Here is a 19820-nt window from a genome sequence, read left to right as displayed (position 1 = left end):
ATGCGTCAGCATCCGTTAGGCATTTATGAAAAAGCGCTGCCAAAAACACTCTCCTGGCCAGAGCGCCTGGTTCTGGCAAAAAGCTGCGGGTTCGATTTTGTTGAAATGTCGGTCGATGAAACCGATGAACGTTTATCCCGCCTGGAGTGGAGCACCGCGCAGCGCGCATCTCTGGTAGAAGCCATGCTGGAAACAGGTGTATCGATCCCGTCGATGTGTTTGTCCGCCCACCGCCGCTTCCCGTTTGGCAGCCGCGATGAAACCGCGCGTGAACGCGCTCGCGAGATCATGACCAAAGCCATCAGGCTGGCGCGTGACCTGGGTATCCGCACCATTCAGCTTGCAGGTTATGACGTTTATTACGAAGAGCATGACGAGGGCACGCAACAGCGCTTCGCCGAAGGGCTGGCCTGGGCAGTTGAACAAGCCGCTGCCGCTCAGGTGATGCTGGCAGTGGAGATCATGGACACCGCCTTTATGAACTCCATCAGCAAGTGGAAAAAGTGGGACGACATGCTCGCCTCGCCGTGGTTTAGCGTTTACCCGGATGTCGGCAACCTGAGCGCATGGGGTAACGATGTGACCGCCGAGCTGACGCTGGGCATTGACCGTATTGCCGCAATCCACCTGAAAGATACCCAACCCGTCACCGAACAAAGCCCGGGTCAGTTCCGCGATGTGCCGTTTGGCGAAGGGTGCGTTGACTTTGTTGGCGTGTTTAACACGCTGAATCAGCTGAACTATCGCGGGGCATTTCTCATTGAAATGTGGACCGAAAAAGCAAAAGAACCCGTACTTGAAATTATCCAGGCACGTCGCTGGATTGAAGCCCGTATGCAGGAAGGAGGCATGGCATGTTAGAACAACTCAAAGCCGAAGTGCTGGCGGCAAACCTGGCGCTTCCCGCCCACCAGCTGGTGACATTTACCTGGGGCAACGTTAGCGCAGTCGATCGTGAAAGCGGCCTGATGGTGATCAAACCTTCCGGCGTGGAGTATGACGTGATGACCGCAAAGGATATGGTGGTGGTAGATATCGCCACCGGCGCGGTTGTCGAAGGGAGCAAAAAACCCTCGTCAGACACGCCAACGCATCTTGCGTTGTACCGCCGTTATCCTGAGATTGGCGGCATCGTGCATACCCATTCCCGCCACGCAACCATCTGGTCACAGGCGGGGCAAGATCTACCAGCCTGGGGAACCACTCACGCAGACTACTTCTACGGGGCAATCCCCTGCACGCGTCTGATGACCACAGCAGAAATTGCCGGGGAATATGAGTATCAGACCGGTGAAGTGATTATCAAAACCTTCGAGGAGCGTGACCTTAGCCCGATGCAGATCCCGGCGGTGCTGGTGCATTCCCACGGCCCGTTTGCCTGGGGCAAAGATGCGGCCGATGCCGTACATAACGCCGTGGTCCTGGAAGAGTGCGCCTATATGGGTCTGTTCTCGCGCCAGCTGGCCCCCCAGCTACCGGTGATGCAGCAAGATCTGCTGGACAAACACTACCTGCGCAAGCACGGGGCGAATGCGTATTACGGGCAGTAATTACCCGGAATTAATATGTTCCTTACAATACCGCCGTTTCCAGACGGCGGGTGTTAAGCCCGTGTGCTTAGTGAATATCTGCCGGAAATAGCCCACGTCATTAAACCCGCAGCGGGTTGCCACTTCGGTGAGTGATGCGGAGTCGTTCAGTAACAGTTTTTCTGCCGCCCTGACACGCTGGCGATGAATCGCCTCTGTCAGGGTTAAATGGAAGGTGCGACGAAACACCCGCCCCAGATAGTCGGCATTACAGTGCAATTCCCTGGCAAGTTGCGAAGTGGAGAGGGGTAAATGAAATTGTGTGCGAATGAGCTGTTTCGCCTTCCAGGCCATCGAAGCGCCGGCCTCATCCATTTTGTCTTCATATCCGGAAGAGAGCGAAACCTGCTGTAAAATCAGGAGCAACAAGAGTTCCAGCGCAATGCTGCGCTGTAATTTTTCCTGCTCGCTCAGAAACTGGCGGAACAGTGAAATGACATATTGCGCATCCCTGACGCTGCAATGTTGTTCTATTGCCAGCGGCGGAGCGTTCTGCGCGGCGTTTTCCACTTCAACGTTTTCCACTTCAAAGTGCAGCCAGTAGAATTTGAGGTCTGCCGGGAAATCCTCCACGCCAACGTGTCGCCGATTCGGCCAAAGCAATAAGCTCTCTCCGGCCTTCACCTCAAAAAGGGTATTTTCCTCGAGGATCGTTAACGTCCCTTTTTCGACAAAAATAATCTCCCACGACGTCAATTTTCTCGCAGGATGGCGACCCACACCCCGGGAAATGAATAACCCGCCATTTTGTACTTTAATCGGAAGCGCTATGGATAATTCAAGCATCGGTATTCACTATCCCGCTTTTATCGTCGTGAAAATTGAGTTTATTTATTGATTATTAATAAATATTAACTTCGCCGCCCGATCCAACTCACATTTTTGGCATCAGGTCGGAATCGTCATCTTTTTATACTTTTCCCTTCCCTTGTTGGTCTTTCCGTTCAGTGCAGAATGAATGGGGTACCTTGCACAAATACGATAAAAATCGATTACCGAGGAGTTACCTCATGACTTCCACACCGATTACACAATCTGACGTTGCACAACAGGTAATGGATGACCGCCTGTCAGTTCGCGAAAAAATAGGCTATGGCCTGGGTGACGCGGGCGGCACGGTAATTACCTGTCTTATCATGAACTTTCTCACCTTTTTCTATACCGATATCTTTGGTCTGACGCCTGCTCTCGTCGGCACGCTGTTTATTGCACTTCGCGTGTTTGACGCCATCTCCGACCCAGTGATGGGCGTGATTGCCGACCGTACGCAAAGCCGGTGGGGACGCTTTCGCCCCTGGCAGCTGTGGGTGGCATTACCGATTGGGATCATCGGCGTACTGACCTTCACCGTCCCGGAAGCCAGCATGGGGGTGAAAATCGCCTGGGCATTCGGAACATACTTGCTCCTGTCTGTGGGTTATACCGCCATCAACGTGCCTTACTGCGCGCTGATTAACACCATGACAACGCGCCACAACGAGGTGATCTCCTGCCAGTCCTGGCGCTTTGTATTGTGCGGCGTTGCCGGGTTTTTAGTGTCCGTCGGCCTGCCGTGGCTGGTATCTGCATTAGGCCAGGGCAATGCCGCAAAGGGTTATCAGCTTGGAGTGGGCGTGCTGTGTGCCATCGCCGTGGTGATGTTCCTGTGCTGCTTCTTCTGGGTGCGTGAGCGAGTACCGCTGGCACTGATGGGCAAATTCACCCTCCGCGAGCATCTGGCTGGCCTGCGTAATAACGACCAGTTGCTGCTGATGCTGGTGATGTCCTTCCTGCTGATTAACGTGTTCAATATTCGCGGCGGCGGATATATGTATTTCATCACCTACGTGCTCCAGGGCAGCACCGCCTACACCTCACTGTTTTTCACCATGGTGACCTTTGCAGCCATTCTCGGGGCGGTGATCGTTAACCCGCTGTCCCGCCGTATTGATACGGTCAAACTCTACTATTACACCAACCTGGTGCTGGCCGTACTCGCGGCGGGAATGTGGTTCCTGCCCGGCGGGCCGAATGACCAGACGCTGTGGCTGATTGTGATCCTGAGCAACGGCGTCATCCTGGGCTTTACGCTGCCGCTGCACTTTTCGCTGATGGCCTTCGCCGATGACTACGGCGAATGGAAAACCGGCGTGCGCTCATCTGGCATGAACTTCGCCTTCAACCTGTTTTTCATCAAGCTGGCGTGGGCCTCCAGCGCCGGGATCATCAGCCTTGTGTTTATCGCCGTGGCCTACCAGCCTGGTGCCGGTAATCAGACACCGGCGTCCCTGCAGGGCATCACCGCCATGGAGACGTTGCTCCCTGCCCTTTTCCATCTGCTGCTGGCTGTCTCTATCCGCTGGTGCAGACTCAACAATCCAATGATGTCGCGCATTTCCACCGATTTGCGCCAGCGTCACGTACAGTCCTGAGGAGAACGAGATGTCCATAATGGAAGCCGACCTGCACACGCTTAAAATTAACGATCCCTTTCTTGGCCAGTATCAGCAGCTGGTGCGCGATGTGGTCATTCCCTACCAGTGGGATGCGCTCAACGATCGCGTGGCAGAAGCCGAGCCAAGCCACGCCATCACCAACTTCCGCATTGCGGCGGGTCTGGAGAAAGGCGAATTCTACGGCATGGTATTTCAGGACAGCGACGTGGCGAAATGGCTTGAAGCCGTGGCGTGGTCACTGTGCCAGAAGCCCGATGCAGAGCTGGAAAAAACCGCCGATGAGGTGATTGAGCTGGTTGCGGCGGCACAATGCGAAGATGGTTATCTCAACACCTATTTCACAGTGAAAGCCCCCGAAGCGCGCTGGTCGAATCTGGCTGAGTGCCACGAGCTTTACTGCGCCGGACATATGATTGAAGCTGGCGTGGCGTATTTTCAGGGGACGGGGAAACGCCGTTTGCTGGAGGTGGTCTGCAAGCTTGCCGATCACATCGATAGTGTATTTGGTCCAGGCGTTAACCAGCTGCACGGTTATCCTGGTCACCCGGAAATTGAACTGGCGCTGATGCGGTTGTACGACGTAACGCAGGAGCCGCGCTACCTGGCGCTGGTGAAATACTTCATTGAAGAACGCGGGGCGCAGCCGCATTTTTACGATATCGAATACGAGAAGCGCGGCAAAACGTCACACTGGAACACCTATGGCCCGGCATGGATGGTGAAAGACAAAGCCTATAGTCAGGCGCATCAGCCACTTGCGGAGCAACAAACGGCAATTGGTCATGCGGTGCGTTTTGTCTATCTGATGGCAGGTATGGCACATCTGGCGCGCCTGAGTCATGACGAAGGCAAGCGCCAGGATTGTTTGCGGTTGTGGAAAAATATGGCCCAGCGTCAGCTCTACATTACCGGTGGGATCGGCTCGCAGAGCAGTGGCGAAGCCTTCAGCAGTGATTACGATCTGCCCAATGACACAGTGTATGCCGAAAGCTGCGCCTCGATTGGCCTGATGATGTTTGCCCGCCGGATGCTGGAGATGGAAGCAGACAGCCAGTACGCCGACGTAATGGAGCGGGCGTTACACAACACGGTATTAGGCGGTATGGCGCTGGACGGGAAGCATTTCTTCTATGTGAATCCACTTGAGGTGCATCCCAGGACGTTGTCGTTCAACCATATCTACGATCACGTGAAGCCGGTTCGCCAGCGCTGGTTTGGCTGCGCGTGTTGCCCACCAAACATCGCTCGTGTGCTGACTTCGCTCGGTCATTACATCTATACCGTTCGTGAGGATACGCTGTTTATCAACCTGTATGTGGGGAACGACGTTGCTATCCCGGTTGGCGATCGCACGCTACAGCTGCGTATCAGCGGTAACTATCCGTGGCATGAGCAGGTAAAAATCGACATTACCTCTCCGGTGCCAGTGACTCACACGCTGGCTCTGCGCCTGCCGGACTGGTGCGCGACCCCGGACGTTGCCCTGAATGGCGAAGTCATTAAAGGGGAAGTGGCACGGGGTTATCTTTACCTCACCCGCAGCTGGCAGGAGGGAGATAACCTCACGCTGACGCTACCCATGCCGGTTCGCCGTCTGTACGGTAATCCACAGGTACGCCAGCAGGCGGGTAAAGTCGCCCTGCAACGCGGGCCGTTGGTTTATTGCCTGGAAGAGGCCGACAACGGTACGAATCTGCATAACCTCTCCCTGCCAGAGGAGAGCACATTCCGGGTCTATGAAGGGAAAGGGATATTCGCTCATAAGATGCTGATTCAGGCTGAGGGCATCGGTTGCCATGCAGCAGATTCAGATGCGTTGTGGCAATACGACCGTTCACCGGTGCAGCGTCAGCCTCAGACATTAACCTTTATTCCATGGTTTAGCTGGGCGAACCGCGGTGAAGGGGAAATGCGGATTTGGGTGGATGAGGCCTAATTCCTTGCGACCCGTTGCCCTCACCCCAACCCTCTCCCACAGGAGAGGGAGATAATATCGTAGGCCGGGTAAGGCGGAACCGCCACCCGGCAATCAGAGAGGCTGCCCCCTTCCGTGGGGACAGTGTTAAGCCATCAGAAACGCCAGGTCACACCCGTCATCAGCGCGAAACTGTCATCACGGTCGATCATCGGGCTGTTCTTCACATCGTCAGGTAATACGGTGTACACCGCGCTGGCATTCAGGAACAGGCTTTGGGTCAGTTGGTATTTTGCGGCAAGGCCAACGTACGGTGTCCAGCTGTCACCAGCCTTGTATTCATCCAGCCCGGTGCGACGAGATTCGTTGCCGGACACGCCGTAGTAGTAATCGTTGTAACTTTCATCGCTATAGAAAACGCCCACTGACGGCGTCAGCGTCAGGCGCTCCATACGAATCGGGCGGAAATAGGACACTTCGCCCATCACACCACCGCTTTCATCCATCGCATCACCAGAAACGGCGAACTTCAGGCTACCCCAGCTTTCGTGGCGATAGTATGCGCCGCCCAGAAATGCCGATGCTTTACGCTCATCAAGGTGTTTCATCTGATGGTCGTCGTTATCATCCGGGTCGAAATGCAGCGGCATCCAGGTTGCCGTCAGGCTCAGTTCATTTTTACCATCTTTCCACAGGATCCATCCTCCCGTGGTCTGACGCACATAGAACCGGTCGCCTTCGTAGCTAATTAACGGTACTGCGGTGGTATTTTCGTTATACCCTTTGTAAGGCGATTCATTAAATACAGCCCCCGCCCCTAGTGAAAAATCACCGGCCATCGCGGATGATGATGCAAATAACGTGGCAGCGATGAGTAAATTTTTATTAATAGTCATTCCATGCAATCCATTTAAACGCCAAACAAGCGAGGCGAATAATAATGGTTACAAATTTGCCAATGCAACGCTGCCGTTTATATAATATTATATATAGAATCATATAGATGGGTGCGCATGATGAGTAACCTGCAATTGAAGCCGCGTGAGTTGAAAATTATTTCTGTCATCGCCGCAACGCACAGCATTGGTGATGCTGCCGCCTTATTGGGTATGGCGCAGGCCAATGTGAGTAAATATTTATCTGATTTTGAAACCCGCGTTGGACTCAAAGTTTTTGAGCGCACCACCCGCCAGCTGTCACTCACACAGTTCGGAGAGGCGTTGTTACCCTACGTTAATGCTTCGCTGGATAAAAATAGCCAACTCATTAATTTTATTGCTGATTATAAGCATGAAAAACGGGGGAAGGTAACGATTTACGCCCCAACGGGCATCGTCACCTATCTGGCTCGCTATGTTATTCACAAGATTGAAGATCCCGGCGACATTCGTATTTCGCTAAAAACCTATAACCTTGATAGCAACGAATTTTCCGAGGGAGTCTCGTTCCCTGACGATTGCGATATTTTAATCACCTATGCGCAACCGAAAGATGAAAGTTTAGTCGCAAGCATATTAACAAAATATTCCGTTACGGCATTTGCTTCTAAAGAATATTTAAAACTCCACCCTATCAACGGCCCCGATGATTTAATCAATCACTCATGTATATTAATAGACTCGATGCTGGTTGACGATGCTAACATCTGGCGTTTCAGGGCTCACGGCAGTGAAGGTGCGCGCGACTATAAAGTCACCGGGAATTATATTTGTGATAATACCCAGACTGCGCTGGAGCTTGCGAGAAATAATCTCGGCATTGTTTTTGCCCCGAAAGAGAGCCTGAGAAAAGAGCTCACTCATGGCATGTTAGTCCCCTGCTTTTCACATCAGGAGGAGTGGTGGCTCGATCTCACCGCCATATTTCGCAAACGCGAGTACCAGCCCTGGCGCGTGCAATACGTCCTGGACGCCGTACTGAACTGCCTTCGCCAACAAATTGCTCAGGCCGCCACTGGGCGACCTGAGCTGGGTGATTAAAACAGCCCGAGCGGTTTATCAGAGTAGCTGACCAGCAAGCATTTCGTTTGCTGGTAATGTTCCAGCATCATCTTGTGCGTTTCGCGGCCAATCCCCGATTGTTTGTACCCGCCAAACGCCGCATGTGCCGGATAGGCGTGATAACAGTTTGTCCATACGCGGCCAGCCTGAATGCCACGCCCCATCTTATAGGCCAGATTGCCGTTACGGCTCCAGACGCCCGCCCCTAAGCCATATTGCGTGTCGTTGGCGATTTCCAGCGCCTCCTCCATTGTTTTGAAGGTCGTCACCGCCAGCACAGGGCCAAAAATCTCTTCCTGGAAGACACGCATGTTGTTCTTGCCGAACAGAATGGTGGGCTCAAGGTAATAGCCTTCATTGAGGTCACCACCCAGCACCTTACGTCGTCCACCGGTGAGGACATCCGCTCCCTCTTTCTTACCGATATCAATGTAGTTGAGGATGGTTTCCAGCTGCCCATGCGACACCTGCGCGCCCATCTGGGTGGCACTATCCAGCGGGTTACCGCTGCGAATAGACTCCACACGGCGGATCGCTCGCTCCATAAAGCGTTCGTAAATGGATTCCTGAACCAGCGCCCGGCTCGGGCAGGTGCACACTTCCCCCTGGTTGAAGGCAAACAGCGCAAAGCCTTCCAGCGCTTTGTCGAAGAAGGCATCTTCTTCATCCATCACATCGGCAAAGAAAATATTCGGGGACTTACCGCCCAGCTCCAGCGTTACCGGGATAATGTTCTGGGTCGCGTATTGCATGATTTGTTGACCCACTTCCGTCGACCCGGTAAAGGCTACTTTGGCGATACGTTTTGACGTCGCCAGATATTCACCAATTTCACCCCCGGCGCCATTCACCACGTTGATCACCCCCGGTGGCAACAGATCACCAATCACTTCCATCAGCAGCAGCACCGACAGTGGGGTTAAGCGCGCAGGTTTGAGCACAACGCAGTTGCCTGCCGCCAGTGCCGGAGCCATCTTCCAGCTCGCCATCAGCAGCGGGAAGTTCCACGGAATAATTTGCCCGACCACCCCCAGCGGCTCGTGGAAATGGTAAGCGACCGTTTCGCTATCCACCTCGCTTATTCCCCCCTCCTGCGCACGGATACAGGACGCAAAATAGCGGAAATGGTCAATGGCCAGCGGGACGTCCGCCGCCATGGTTTCACGAATAGGTTTACCGTTGTCCCAGGTTTCCGCCGTTGCCAGCAGCTCCAGGTTTTGTTCCATTCGATCGGCTATTTTGAACAAAATGGCGGCTCTGTCCTGCACAGAGGTATGCCCCCATTTGTCTTTCACCTTGTGTGCCGCATCCAGCGCCAGATCGATATCTCTTTTCCCGGAACTGGCAATTTCACACAACGGCTGGCCAGTAACTGGGGTCAGATTCGTATAGTACTCACCGTCGGCGGGCGCAACCCAGTCGCCGCCAATAAAGTTGTCATAACGGGGCTTTAACTTGAGGGGGAAACCATACTCGCCAGGCTGAATACGCGATGAGGGAGGATTGTTTGTCATGACCGTCTCCTTGCTGTTGGTGTACAACAAGGGTAGTTCTGGCTGGCGATTTTCTCGCCAGCCCGTGTTGGGTTTACGACAGGGGTCACATCGCGGCGCGGTAAATCGCCATGATCTCTTCGTGGGTTGCCTGAACAGGGTTCGTTACCCCACAGGCATCTTTCAGGGCATTAGTTGCCAGCACCGGAATATCCTCCTCTTTGACGTTTAGCTCACGCAGACCCGCCGGGATCTTCACCTGACGCGCCAGGGCGCGAATTTCAACAATGCAGGCCTGCGCGCCCTGGTTGTCGGTCATTTTGCTGACATCCACGCCCATTGCGTTGGCGCAGTCCCGCAGGCGGGCAGCCGCAACCTGCGAGTTAAAGACCTGAACGTGTGGCAGTAACACCGCATTGCAGACGCCGTGCGGCAGATCGTAGAAGCCGCCAAGCTGATGCGCCATCGCATGTACATAACCCAGCGAGGCATTGTTAAAGGCCATTCCAGCAAGGAACTGCGCGTAGGCCATCGCCTCACGCGCCGCCGTATTGCCGCCATCTTCAACGGCATGAACAAGGTTTTCGGCGATCATGGTGATCGCTTTCAACGCGCAGGCATCTGTGATGGGGGTTGCGGCAACGGAAACATAAGCTTCAATCGCGTGGGTCAGGGCATCCATACCTGTCGCCGCCGTCAGTGAGGCCGGCATTCCCGCCATCAGCGATGAGTCGTTAACAGAAAGCACCGGGGTAACGTGTTTATCGACAATCGCCATTTTAATATGGCGTGCCTCATCGGTAATAATACAAAAACGCGTCATTTCAGAGGCCGTACCCGCCGTGGTATTAATGGCCACCATCGGCAATTGCGGTTTTGCAGAACGATCCACGCCTTCATAATCGCGAATATCGCCGCCATTAGCGGCCACCAGCGCAATACCTTTTGCGCAGTCGTGCGGCGAGCCACCACCGAGAGAAATAACGCAGTCGCAGTTATTTTCCTTTAATATTTTAAGACCAGCGGCCACATTTCCCGTGGTGGGATTAGGGTGTGTCCCGTCATAAATTACGCTGGCAATATTTCGTTCTTTCAGCGCGTTCTGAATATCCGCCGCCATACCCAGTTTGCTGAGCATGGCATCAGTCACAATCAACGCACGACGCCAGCCGTAGTCGCGCATGGTATCCATTGCGCTACCCAATGATTCAGAACCAATAATATTCACAGAAGGAATATAAAATACGGATGCAGCCATGATATTTCCTCGAAGAGATAAAAAGTATCGGCAGCATACGGAAAAGATTATTTGAAAAACATGATCAATAACCTGTTTTGCGTGCACATTCGCAGGTTTAATAAATTCAAACCTGCGAATGCGTTAATTAATATATATATCTATTTCGATCTATTCTATTTCTGTATTAATTCCTGGTTTTGTTTCAGGAAATAATAATGAATCACGTAATAAATGATCGTTACCACGACGACGGGTAAAACCAATGCGGTTGAAATATTCCAGGATCTGAATGGCCAGCTTGCGCCCCACGTTCAGCCGATCGCGGAAATCAGCCGCACAGGTTGAACCTCGCTCCTGATCCAGTTCGCGGATCAGATTCGCGAACGCCACAATGCGATCGTTACGGTAATAACGATCTTTCACGATCGCCACAATCAGCCCCTGCTGAGCCGCATGGCGCAATACCTGGCGCATCAGTGTTTCATCGGTATTAGTGTGATGGGCTAAATCGCGCACCCACCAGGGTTCATCTGCAAACAGTGGGGCAACTTTCTGCCACGCCGCCTGCTGTTCGGCCGTAAAGCCCGCTTTATGATCCGGCAGATGCAGCCAGCCGTGATGACTGTTGATCACTCCGCTTTCACGCATTTTTTCAATCAGTAACAGCACCAGCGCGTCGTCTTCCATTGGCAACGCCATGCGCCGTAAACGCTCGCGGCCCGGGCCGGGTTCGTCCTGATGCTGTTCATGATACGTGGCGAGCGTGCTCAGCACCTTACGTTGCCAGCGCGCCGCAATCGGCGCATTTAACAAGCTGTTTCCGGCCTGAATAAAGCCCGGCTCTTGCGTCAGCTGACGCAGCCCCTCGCCGCTAAGCTGGCGAGCCCAGGCAAAATCTGCCAGATTTACGGCGCCACGGTCAAGATGCACGGCCAGCGCGTCAGCATCCCCTTTTGCTTGCGCCAGTGTCGCAATCCATTGCAGATATTCTGGCTTACGTTTCCCACGGCGTGGCGGATTCAGTGTTACCACGCGCGCCCCGGCAAGCGTGGTTTTAGCAGAAATGTCCCGCAGCACCAGTCTGTCGTTATCCGCCAGCCACAACGGAGTATCAAACACCAGTTCAGCCAGGTCGTTTTCCAGTAGTGATACGCGCCCGGTCACGTGGCTGGCCGCATGGTGGATATGCAGCGGTTGCCACTGAGTCAGCGGTGAGTGCGTCTGAAGCGCGACAATGACACGTTCCGACGGTGCTGGCGGCGCATCAGAGAGCAGCCAGTCACCACGTTTCAGCTGTTCTTTTTCGGCATCACCCGCGATATTCAGTGCGATGCGTTGCCCGGCATGAGCATGTTCAACCGGTTGATTTTGCGCGTGAAGAGCACGCACACGCATTGGCTTGTTAACGCCTGTCAGCCATAAGGTATCGCCCACGCTGACTTCACCGCTCAGCGCAGTCCCCGTCACCACCAGACCCGCACCTTTCACGGTGAATGCGCGGTCGAGCGCCAGACGAAAACGGTGATGGCTGGCCTGCTCGCGGGATGCGAGGTGTTGCAGGTGGTCACGCAGAGCATCAATCCCGCGCCCCTGGGTGGCGATCGTCACAAATAGCGAGGCATCGGCAAAACCGTATTCACGCAGGGTGGCCTGCACTTCTTCGCGCACAGCATCGACGCGTGCATCATCAACGCGGTCGGCTTTCGTCAGCGCAACCGTCAGTTGCGGGTTTCCGGTCAATTGCAGGATCGCCAGGTGTTCGCGCGTTTGTGCCATCACGCCGTCATCGCACGCCACCACCAGCAGCGCATGGTCAATACCACCCACGCCCGCCAGCATGTTGGAAAGAAACTTTTCATGGCCAGGCACATCAATAAAGCCCAGCACTCGGCCATCGGGCTGCGGCCAGTAGGCATAACCCAAATCGATGGTCATCCCACGTTTTTTCTCTTCAGGCAGACGATCGGCATTTACGCCCGTAATGGCCTGCAATAAGGTGGTTTTGCCGTGGTCAACGTGACCGGCGGTGGCAATAATCATTTCGACATCATCTCCAGAAACCGCTCTTCATCTTCAAGACAGCGTAGATCCAGCCACATTCGGCCATCATAAATACGTCCAATTATCGGCACAGGTAAGGCGCGTAACCGTGCAGAAAGCGCCTCAAGCTGGCTGCCTCTCCCGTCGCGTGGGGTGAACGTGAGCGCTGCGCTGGGCAACCTGTCTACCGGTAGCGAACCACTGCCAATCTGGGACTGACAGGATTCTACACGCACGTCAAAATCGGTGTAATGCTGCGCAACGTGTGCCAGCAGCAGCTCTCCCTGAGCACGAATCGAAGCAGCATCTCGCGTCAGCATCCGCAGGGTCGGCAGGCGTTCGGCCAGCTTCTCCGGGTGGAGGTAGAGCCGCAGCGTTGCTTCCAGCGCCGAGAGCGTCATTTTATCCGCACGCAGCGCCCGTTTCAGCGGATGTTGCTGTAAAAGGGCAATCAGTTCGCGCTGACCAACAATAATCCCCGCCTGCGGCCCGCCCAGCAATTTGTCGCCGGAAAAACTCACCAGGCTGACGCCCGCGGCGATCATCTCCTGCGGCATCGGCTCTTTTGGCAGGCCGTACTGGCTCAAATCCACCAGCGAACCGCTGCCGAGATCCGCCACCACCGGCACGTTTAGCTCGCGCCCAATCTCCGCAAGTTCGGCTTCTTCAACTGTGTGGGTAAAGCCTTCGATATGGTAGTTGCTGGTATGCACTTTCATCAGCAACGCTGTGTTTTCATTCACTGCCGCGCGATAGTCCTTCGCGTGGGTACGGTTGGTGGTGCCCACTTCATGCAATGTACACCCGGCCTGACGCATCACATCCGGGATGCGGAACGCACCGCCAATCTCGACCAGTTCACCGCGCGATACGACCACCTCTTTACCGTTTGCTATCGCCGCCAGCATCAGTAGCACTGCCGCCGCGTTGTTATTCACAATACAGGCATCTTCCGCGCCGGTGAGCTGGCAAAGTAAGTCCGCGAGCGCTCTGTCCCGATGCCCACGCCCGGCGCCGTCGAGATCATACTCCAGCGTGACGGGCGAGCGCATGGCCTGCGCCACCGCACTGACGGCCTCTTCAGCCTGCTGGGCGCGCCCCAGATTGGTATGCAAAACGGTCCCCGTCAGATTAATGACCGGTCGCAACGTGTTTTGTGTATTCGCTGCCAGCCGCTGTTCAACTTCCTGCCCCCAGTGTGCAGCCCAGTCTGGCAACGCATTTTCGGCCAGAATGTGTTCCCGGGCCTCTTCCTGTAACGTGCGCAGCATATCGACCGTTGCGCGATGGCCGAACGTTTCCAGTACGACCAGGAAGTGGGGATCACGAAGCAGACGATCGGTTGCGGGGATGTGGCTGTAGAGAGAGCGTTGAGTAGTCATGAAAGCGCCTGGCAATGGATTATCATCCCCCCTCCCGACGGGAGAGGGAGTCGATGTGAAGAGGGATTGTACAGCCTCCCGAACCGAAGTGTTATAACCCGAATCAAGCCTTAGGCGGTTCAGTCTGGGCAAAACTCTCGCGCTGGAACAGTGTTTCGGCAAGCTTAACCAGCAACGGGCGCTCCACACACCAGCCCGGAGAAACCCGGCGAAAATTGAGATAACCGATGGCGCAGGCAATGGCTATTGTCGCCAGGTTCAGGCTATCACTCTGGATGATGCCATCCCGGATTAACTGCTCGCACATATCCAGGCTACGGCTGATTTTTTCACGCTGACGCACCAGTTCCGCTTCCGATTGCTGTGCGGCGGGTCTTGCCTGTTCGCGCACGGAAGCCAGTGCCGCGTCCATAATGCCATCAGCCAGGGCTTCAATCTGTTTCACCGCCAGTGCCGCTTTAGCATCGGCCGGGAGCATGGCTGGTGCGACGCCCAGTAGTTCGATGTATTGCGCAATAATAGGGGAATCAAACCAGCATTCGCCATCATCGGTTACCAGCGCCGGGACTTTCCCTAGCGGGTTGAACCGGGCAACGCCATTTTCGGCGTTGTAGGGCTGTTCATTGACGAATTCAAATTCAATCCCTTTCTCCAGCAGGAGAACTGAGATTTTACGCACGAAGGGACTGGTATAGCTGCCGATAAGTTTCATTGCCTGATCCTGAATGCCCACAAAGAGGTCAGTATGGATCAAGCAATGAAAAAAGGCAGGTATGCGTATCGCATTCCTGCCCCGGAAGGATTAATGATCGAGGTAGAGGTAGTGCATCCAGCTGGTCATACGCAGCAGCACTTTACGCATTACGGAAACGTGCGAGAAGTGGTCGGAATAGACCGCAACCTGAGCATAAATACCGTCCGGTAATGCATCGACATCGGCATTCGGGTCAAGCTCAATCGTACCCAGTACGCCGTCCGTACCCGGAACGACCGTCAGCGATTGCAACACTCCCTGGGCCTGATAAGAACCACCCGGCACCACTGGCAGGATGCTTGTGAGTTTACCGGAGAACACCTGTCCTGGCAGTGCATTGAATACCACTTCAGCTTCATCACCCGGTTTCAGACGCAGTAAGGAGTTCTGACGGAACTGAGCAACAATCTGGCGTTTCTGTTCAGGAATAAACACCATCACCGGACGCAGTGGCAGCGCGGCTGCGTATGTCCCAGGGCGAATCAGCACCTGCGTGATATATCCATTACTTGGCGCACGGACGACAGTCTGATCGAGGTTGTATTTGGCCTCAGCCAGTTGCGCACGCAGGGACGCCACCTGCGATTGTTCACCGTTAACCATGCTGTCTAACTGGCTTTGGATCTGCGTCTGTTCAGCCACTGAGCCTTTTACCAGCGCATCCTGTGCCAGATAGTTCTGGCGTGCGTTATCGATATCGCTTTCAGAGAATGGGTTAACCTTCGCCTGGCTGCCTTTCAGGTAACGCTGATAATCTTTATACAGGCGGTCACGCTCAGCAGACACACGCGTGGTATTGGCTACTGCTTCCGAAAGCTGCGCTTTCAGGTGATGCTGCCAACTTACTGATTTAGTGTATGATGGTGTTTTTGAGGTGCTCCAGTGGCTTCTGTTTCTATCAGCTGTCCCTCCTGTTCAGCTACTGACGGGGTGGTGCGTAACGGCAAAAGCACCGCCGGACATCAGCGCTATCTCTGCTCTCACTGCCGTAAAACATGGCAACTGCAGTTCACTTACACCGCTTCTCAACCCGGTACGCACCAGAAAATCATTGATATGGCCATGAATGGCGTTGGATGCCGGGCAACCGCCCGCATTATGGGCGTTGGCCTCAACACGATTTTCCGCCATTTAAAAAACTCAGGCCGCAGTCGGTAACCTCGCGCATACAGCCGGGCAGTGACGTCATCGTCTGCGCGGAAATGGACGAACAGTGGGGATACGTCGGGGCTAAATCGCGCCAGCGCTGGCTGTTTTACGCGTATGACAGGCTCCGGAAGACGGTTGTTGCGCACGTATTCGGTGAACGCACTATGGCGACGCTGGGGCGTCTTATGAGCCTGCTGTCACCCTTTGACGTGGTGATATGGATGACGGATGGCTGGCCGCTGTATGAATCCCGCCTGAAGGGAAAGCTGCACGTAATCAGCAAGCGATATACGCAGCGAATTGAGCGGCATAACCTGAATCTGAGGCAGCACCTGGCACGGCTGGGACGGAAGTCGCTGTCGTTCTCAAAATCGGTGGAGCTGCATGACAAAGTCATCGGGCATTATCTGAACATAAAACACTATCAATAAGTTGGAGTCATTACCCGCTTTCAGGTTGTCGATATTGTGCGTGGCGGTCACCAGGTCAGCTTGCAGTCTGTCGACGCGCGCCTGGTAGCGGCCCGGATCCAGTTTAAATAACACTTCGCCTTTTTTAATAAGCTGGTTATTTTTATTTGTGACTTCGCTAACCACACCCGTAACCTGCGGTGTAATGGGAATCGAAATAACCGCTTTTTGCGCCGTAAAAGTATACGGGTGGTTATAGTTCATTAATAAGATGAGTCCCGCAACAATAAACACCCCACCTAATGTCGCGGTGGCGAGCGTCCACTGGTTTACAGGAATACGGAATATTTTAAAGATAGCCCAGGCAAAAGCCACATAGGTTAAAATAATCAACAGATCCATGATCAGTGCTCCGACGTATTCTTATCTGCTGGCGCTTGAGCAGCAGCCAGTTTTTGTTCTAGTTCGGCCACACGTTTGGACAGAGCATCCATGCCGGGGACCTCATCAGGCTTTGTGATATGATTCTGCATACCCCAGCCACGCTCCTCCTGGTACAGCGTTGCCCAAATCCACAAAAACGGCCAAATGGCATGGAGAGTAAACAGGCTTATCCACCCGGCTGTATGGATTGCATCAGCATGGGGGTGGTTGCGTTTTTTAGCCATATTATAAGGAATATCATGAATGGCGATGATCCCGTAAAACAGAACCAGGAACACGAAAATTAATACGCCCAGCGCAAAGTAGTTGAGAAACATATTTCCCTCACTCAGACAACGAAAACTCATTAAATAAATTAAATAATAAGCACGCAAATTAATTCAATTTAAGCGCAATAACGTGCACTTATTTTTCAGAGCCGCAGAGTATGGTTTTTTATTACATCTCCATGCAAGTTTATAAGCGTGTCAAAATATATCCTGAATAATAATAGACTTAACCTTACATATGAGAGTACTCCAGGTTTTCACTTTTCGCCATAACACACTCACACATGTGTAGTTTTTGCTTTTGATGCTGTTTGATTACATCCTGGCTGTGAACTGCAAAACAGAGTTTGTCGTTGATCACATCCAGAGAAATCTGCATGAAAATTTTTTGTGAATTCAGTCACGTTATAGAAACAAACAGGTGACCACTAAATGTGATACGCATCACAAAATGCTGTGGTTTTTACGCCATTTACCCGCGTTGACTTTTTTTTGCACATCACTTTTGTGATGCAGATCACCTCATTAAATACCACACCCCCTACATTTACGTGACTCAGATCACACAAAATTTCACCGTCTGGACAGTTGAACGATTCAGTGCCAGATTTCACAGCATGAACAGGGCCCGGCTACCTCTACCGCCGTACATTAACGATAAACCTCGGGCCGCAAGCCTAAGCGTAAACATAAGAAGGGGTGTTTTATGTCATCCGATTTCAAGATCAAAGTACAAAGCTTTGGTCGTTTCCTCAGCAACATGGTGATGCCAAACATCGGCGCGTTTATCGCGTGGGGTATCATCACTGCATTGTTCATTCCGACAGGGTGGTTGCCTAACGAAACGCTGGCGAAACTTGTTGGCCCAATGATTACTTACCTGCTGCCGCTGCTCATCGGTTTTACCGGTGGTCGTCTGGTGGGCGGTGACCGTGGTGGTGTGGTTGGTGCCATTACCACAATGGGTGTGATTGTCGGTGCGGATATGCCGATGTTCCTGGGTGCGATGATTGCCGGTCCTCTGGGCGGCTGGGCAATTAAGCACTTTGATAACTGGGTTGACGGTAAGATTCGTTCCGGCTTTGAAATGCTGGTGAACAACTTCTCTGCTGGCATCATCGGTATGATTCTGGCGATTCTGGCGTTCCTCGGCATTGGCCCGGCTGTTGAAGTGCTGTCCAAAATTCTGGCAGCAGGCGTTAACTTCATGGTTGCGCACGACATGCTGCCGCTGGCGTCTATCTTTGTAGAACCAGCGAAAATCCTGTTCCTTAACAACGCCATCAACCACGGTATCTTCTCACCGCTGGGTATTCAGCAGTCTCATGAACTTGGCAAGTCCATCTTCTTCCTGATTGAAGCGAACCCAGGCCCGGGTATGGGTGTTCTGCTGGCATACATCTTCTTTGGTCGCGGCAGTGCAAAACAGTCTGCGGGCGGTGCAGCTATCATTCACTTCTTGGGTGGTATCCACGAAATTTACTTCCCGTACGTGCTGATGAACCCACGTCTGATCCTGGCCGTTATCCTCGGCGGTATGACTGGCGTGTTCACTCTGAGCGTGCTGGGCGGTGGTCTGGTTTCTCCTGCCTCTCCGGGCTCTATCCTGGCCGTGCTGGCGATGACGCCAAAAGGTGCTTACTTCGCTAACATCGCTGCTATCTGTGCGGCAATGGCGGTCTCCTTCGTTGTCTCTTCTATCCTGCTGAAAACCAGTAAAGTGAAAGAAGACGACGATATCGAAGCAGCAACTCGTCGTATGCACGACATGAAAGCGGAATCCAAAGGCGCTACTCCGCTGGCCGCAGGTGATGTGTCTAACGACCTGAGCCACGTACGTAAAATCATCGTTGCCTGCGACGCCGGTATGGGCTCCAGCGCAATGGGTGCAGGCGTGCTGCGTAAGAAAGTACAGGATGCAGGTCTGAGCAATATCTCTGTGACCAACAGCGCGATTAACAGCCTGCCACCGGATGTTGACCTGGTTATCACGCACCGCGACCTGACCGAACGTGCTATGCGTCAGGTTCCACAGGCGCAGCACATTTCGCTGACCAACTTCCTCGACAGCGGCCTGTACACCAACCTGACTGAGCGTCTGGTTGCGGCACAACGCCACGAAGACAACGAAGTGAAAGTTCGCGATAGCCTGAAAGACAGTTTCGATGCGAACGACAGCCACCTGTTCAAACTGGGTGCGGAAAACATCTTCCTGGGTCGTACTGCGACCCACAAAGAAGAAGCGATTCGCTTTGCGGGTGAGCAACTGGTGAAAGGCGGTTACGTTCAGCCTGAGTATGTTGACGCAATGCTGGAACGTGAAAAACTGACCCCAACCTACCTGGGTGAATCCATCGCGGTTCCGCACGGTACGGTTGAAGCGAAAGACCGCGTGCTGAAAACCGGTGTTGTGTTCTGTCAGTATCCACAGGGTGTTCGCTTCGGTGAAGAAGAAGACGACATTGCCCGTCTGGTGATTGGTATCGCCGCTCGCAACAACGAGCACATTCAGGTGATTACCAGCCTGACCAACGCCCTGGATGACGAATCGGTCATCGAGCGTCTGGCCAGCACCACCAGCGTGGAAGAAGTACTGGCGCTGCTGAATAAGTAATATCGTTCTCTTCCCTCTCCCCACTGGGGAGAGGGCTAGGGTGAGGGGAAAGTTATGCGGTTCCTCACCCCAGCCCTCTCGGGTAA

15 protein-coding genes and 2 pseudogenes are annotated in these 19820 nt (G+C 53.6%); 7 read left to right on the top strand and 10 right to left on the bottom strand.

What is annotated here, in order from left to right:
- Both HV107_RS10940 and araD read left to right on the top strand, forming a co-directional pair.
- On the top strand, positions 1–861 hold the full coding sequence (locus HV107_RS10940; protein ID WP_182063206.1) for an L-ribulose-5-phosphate 3-epimerase: 861 nt from the start codon (positions 1–3) through the stop codon (positions 859–861).
- Positions 855–1550: an L-ribulose-5-phosphate 4-epimerase gene (gene araD, locus HV107_RS10935; protein ID WP_182063205.1), complete on the top strand. Its 696-nt coding sequence runs from the start codon at positions 855–857 to the stop codon at positions 1548–1550. The genes HV107_RS10940 and araD overlap by 7 nt, the downstream gene beginning before the upstream one ends.
- On the opposite strand, the gene HV107_RS10930 is transcribed toward araD, so the two are convergent.
- Positions 1551–2375 (bottom strand): AraC family transcriptional regulator, encoded by an 825-nt coding sequence (locus tag HV107_RS10930; protein WP_182063204.1) that lies wholly within the window; start codon positions 2373–2375, stop codon positions 1551–1553.
- A 224-nt stretch (positions 2376–2599) separates the two neighbouring features.
- Between HV107_RS10930 and HV107_RS10925 the strand changes: the two genes are divergently transcribed.
- Positions 2600–4000 (top strand): MFS transporter, encoded by a 1401-nt coding sequence (locus HV107_RS10925; protein ID WP_182063203.1) that lies wholly within the window; start codon positions 2600–2602, stop codon positions 3998–4000.
- Positions 4001–4010: 10 nt separating this feature from the next.
- Positions 4011–5960 (top strand): glycoside hydrolase family 127 protein, encoded by a 1950-nt coding sequence (locus HV107_RS10920; RefSeq protein ID WP_182063202.1) that lies wholly within the window; start codon positions 4011–4013, stop codon positions 5958–5960.
- A gap of 134 nt (positions 5961–6094) precedes the next feature.
- Here HV107_RS10920 and HV107_RS10915 read toward each other — a convergent pair whose 3' ends face one another.
- A complete protein-coding gene (locus HV107_RS10915) occupies positions 6095–6835 on the bottom strand; it encodes a MipA/OmpV family protein (RefSeq protein WP_182063201.1) in 741 nt (246 codons plus the stop codon).
- Positions 6836–6952: 117 nt separating this feature from the next.
- Here HV107_RS10915 and HV107_RS10910 point away from each other — a divergent pair, with 117 nt between their 5' ends.
- Positions 6953–7918, top strand: a complete 966-nt coding sequence (locus tag HV107_RS10910; protein WP_182063200.1) for a LysR family transcriptional regulator — start codon at positions 6953–6955, stop codon at positions 7916–7918.
- Here HV107_RS10910 and aldB read toward each other — a convergent pair.
- The 6 genes and pseudogenes from aldB to HV107_RS10880 all read right to left on the bottom strand — a co-directional run.
- Positions 7915–9453 (bottom strand): aldehyde dehydrogenase AldB, encoded by a 1539-nt coding sequence (gene aldB / locus HV107_RS10905; protein ID WP_182063199.1) that lies wholly within the window; start codon positions 9451–9453, stop codon positions 7915–7917. The genes HV107_RS10910 and aldB overlap by 4 nt on opposite strands.
- Before the next feature lie 85 nt (positions 9454–9538).
- Positions 9539–10690 (bottom strand): L-threonine dehydrogenase, encoded by a 1152-nt coding sequence (gene yiaY / locus HV107_RS10900; RefSeq protein WP_182063198.1) that lies wholly within the window; start codon positions 10688–10690, stop codon positions 9539–9541.
- A gap of 150 nt (positions 10691–10840) precedes the next feature.
- Positions 10841–12712, bottom strand: a complete 1872-nt coding sequence (gene selB / locus HV107_RS10895; RefSeq protein ID WP_182063197.1) for a selenocysteine-specific translation elongation factor — start codon at positions 12710–12712, stop codon at positions 10841–10843.
- Positions 12709–14094, bottom strand: a complete 1386-nt coding sequence (gene selA, locus HV107_RS10890) for an L-seryl-tRNA(Sec) selenium transferase (protein WP_182063196.1) — start codon at positions 14092–14094, stop codon at positions 12709–12711. Before selA ends, selB begins: the two co-directional genes overlap by 4 nt.
- 103 nt (positions 14095–14197) lie before the next feature.
- Positions 14198–14806 carry a glutathione S-transferase gene (locus tag HV107_RS10885; protein WP_182063195.1) on the bottom strand — a complete coding sequence of 203 codons (609 nt, stop codon included), beginning with the start codon at positions 14804–14806 and terminating at the stop codon, positions 14198–14200.
- A 90-nt stretch (positions 14807–14896) separates the two neighbouring features.
- Positions 14897–15676: pseudogene (locus HV107_RS10880) on the bottom strand (HlyD family secretion protein); the annotation flags it as partial.
- Between the two features lie 54 nt (positions 15677–15730).
- On the opposite strand from HV107_RS10880, the gene HV107_RS10875 reads away from it, so the two are divergent.
- Positions 15731–16428 (top strand): IS1-like element IS1B family transposase gene (locus HV107_RS10875; protein ID WP_095033700.1). Its coding sequence is split into 2 segments (ribosomal slippage): positions 15731–15980 and positions 15980–16428, totalling 699 coding nucleotides; the frame shifts between segments, so codons are not numbered across the junction.
- Between the two features lie 15 nt (positions 16429–16443).
- Here HV107_RS10875 and HV107_RS10870 read toward each other — a convergent pair.
- Positions 16444–16809: pseudogene (locus tag HV107_RS10870) on the bottom strand (biotin/lipoyl-binding protein); the annotation flags it as partial.
- A gap of 2 nt (positions 16810–16811) precedes the next feature.
- A complete protein-coding gene (locus HV107_RS10865; protein ID WP_182063194.1) occupies positions 16812–17168 on the bottom strand; it encodes a DUF3302 domain-containing protein in 357 nt (118 codons plus the stop codon).
- Positions 17169–17826: 658 nt separating this feature from the next.
- Between HV107_RS10865 and HV107_RS10860 the strand changes: the two genes are divergently transcribed.
- A complete protein-coding gene (locus tag HV107_RS10860; protein WP_182063193.1) occupies positions 17827–19734 on the top strand; it encodes a PTS mannitol transporter subunit IICBA in 1908 nt (635 codons plus the stop codon).
- Positions 19735–19820: the final 86 nt, after the last annotated feature.

The organism is Enterobacter sp. RHBSTW-00175 (genome assembly GCF_013927005.1).
Classification (GTDB): domain Bacteria; phylum Pseudomonadota; class Gammaproteobacteria; order Enterobacterales; family Enterobacteriaceae; genus Enterobacter.
Note: the sequence above shows the minus strand (reverse complement) of the source record. Positions and strands in the feature narration are given on the sequence as shown.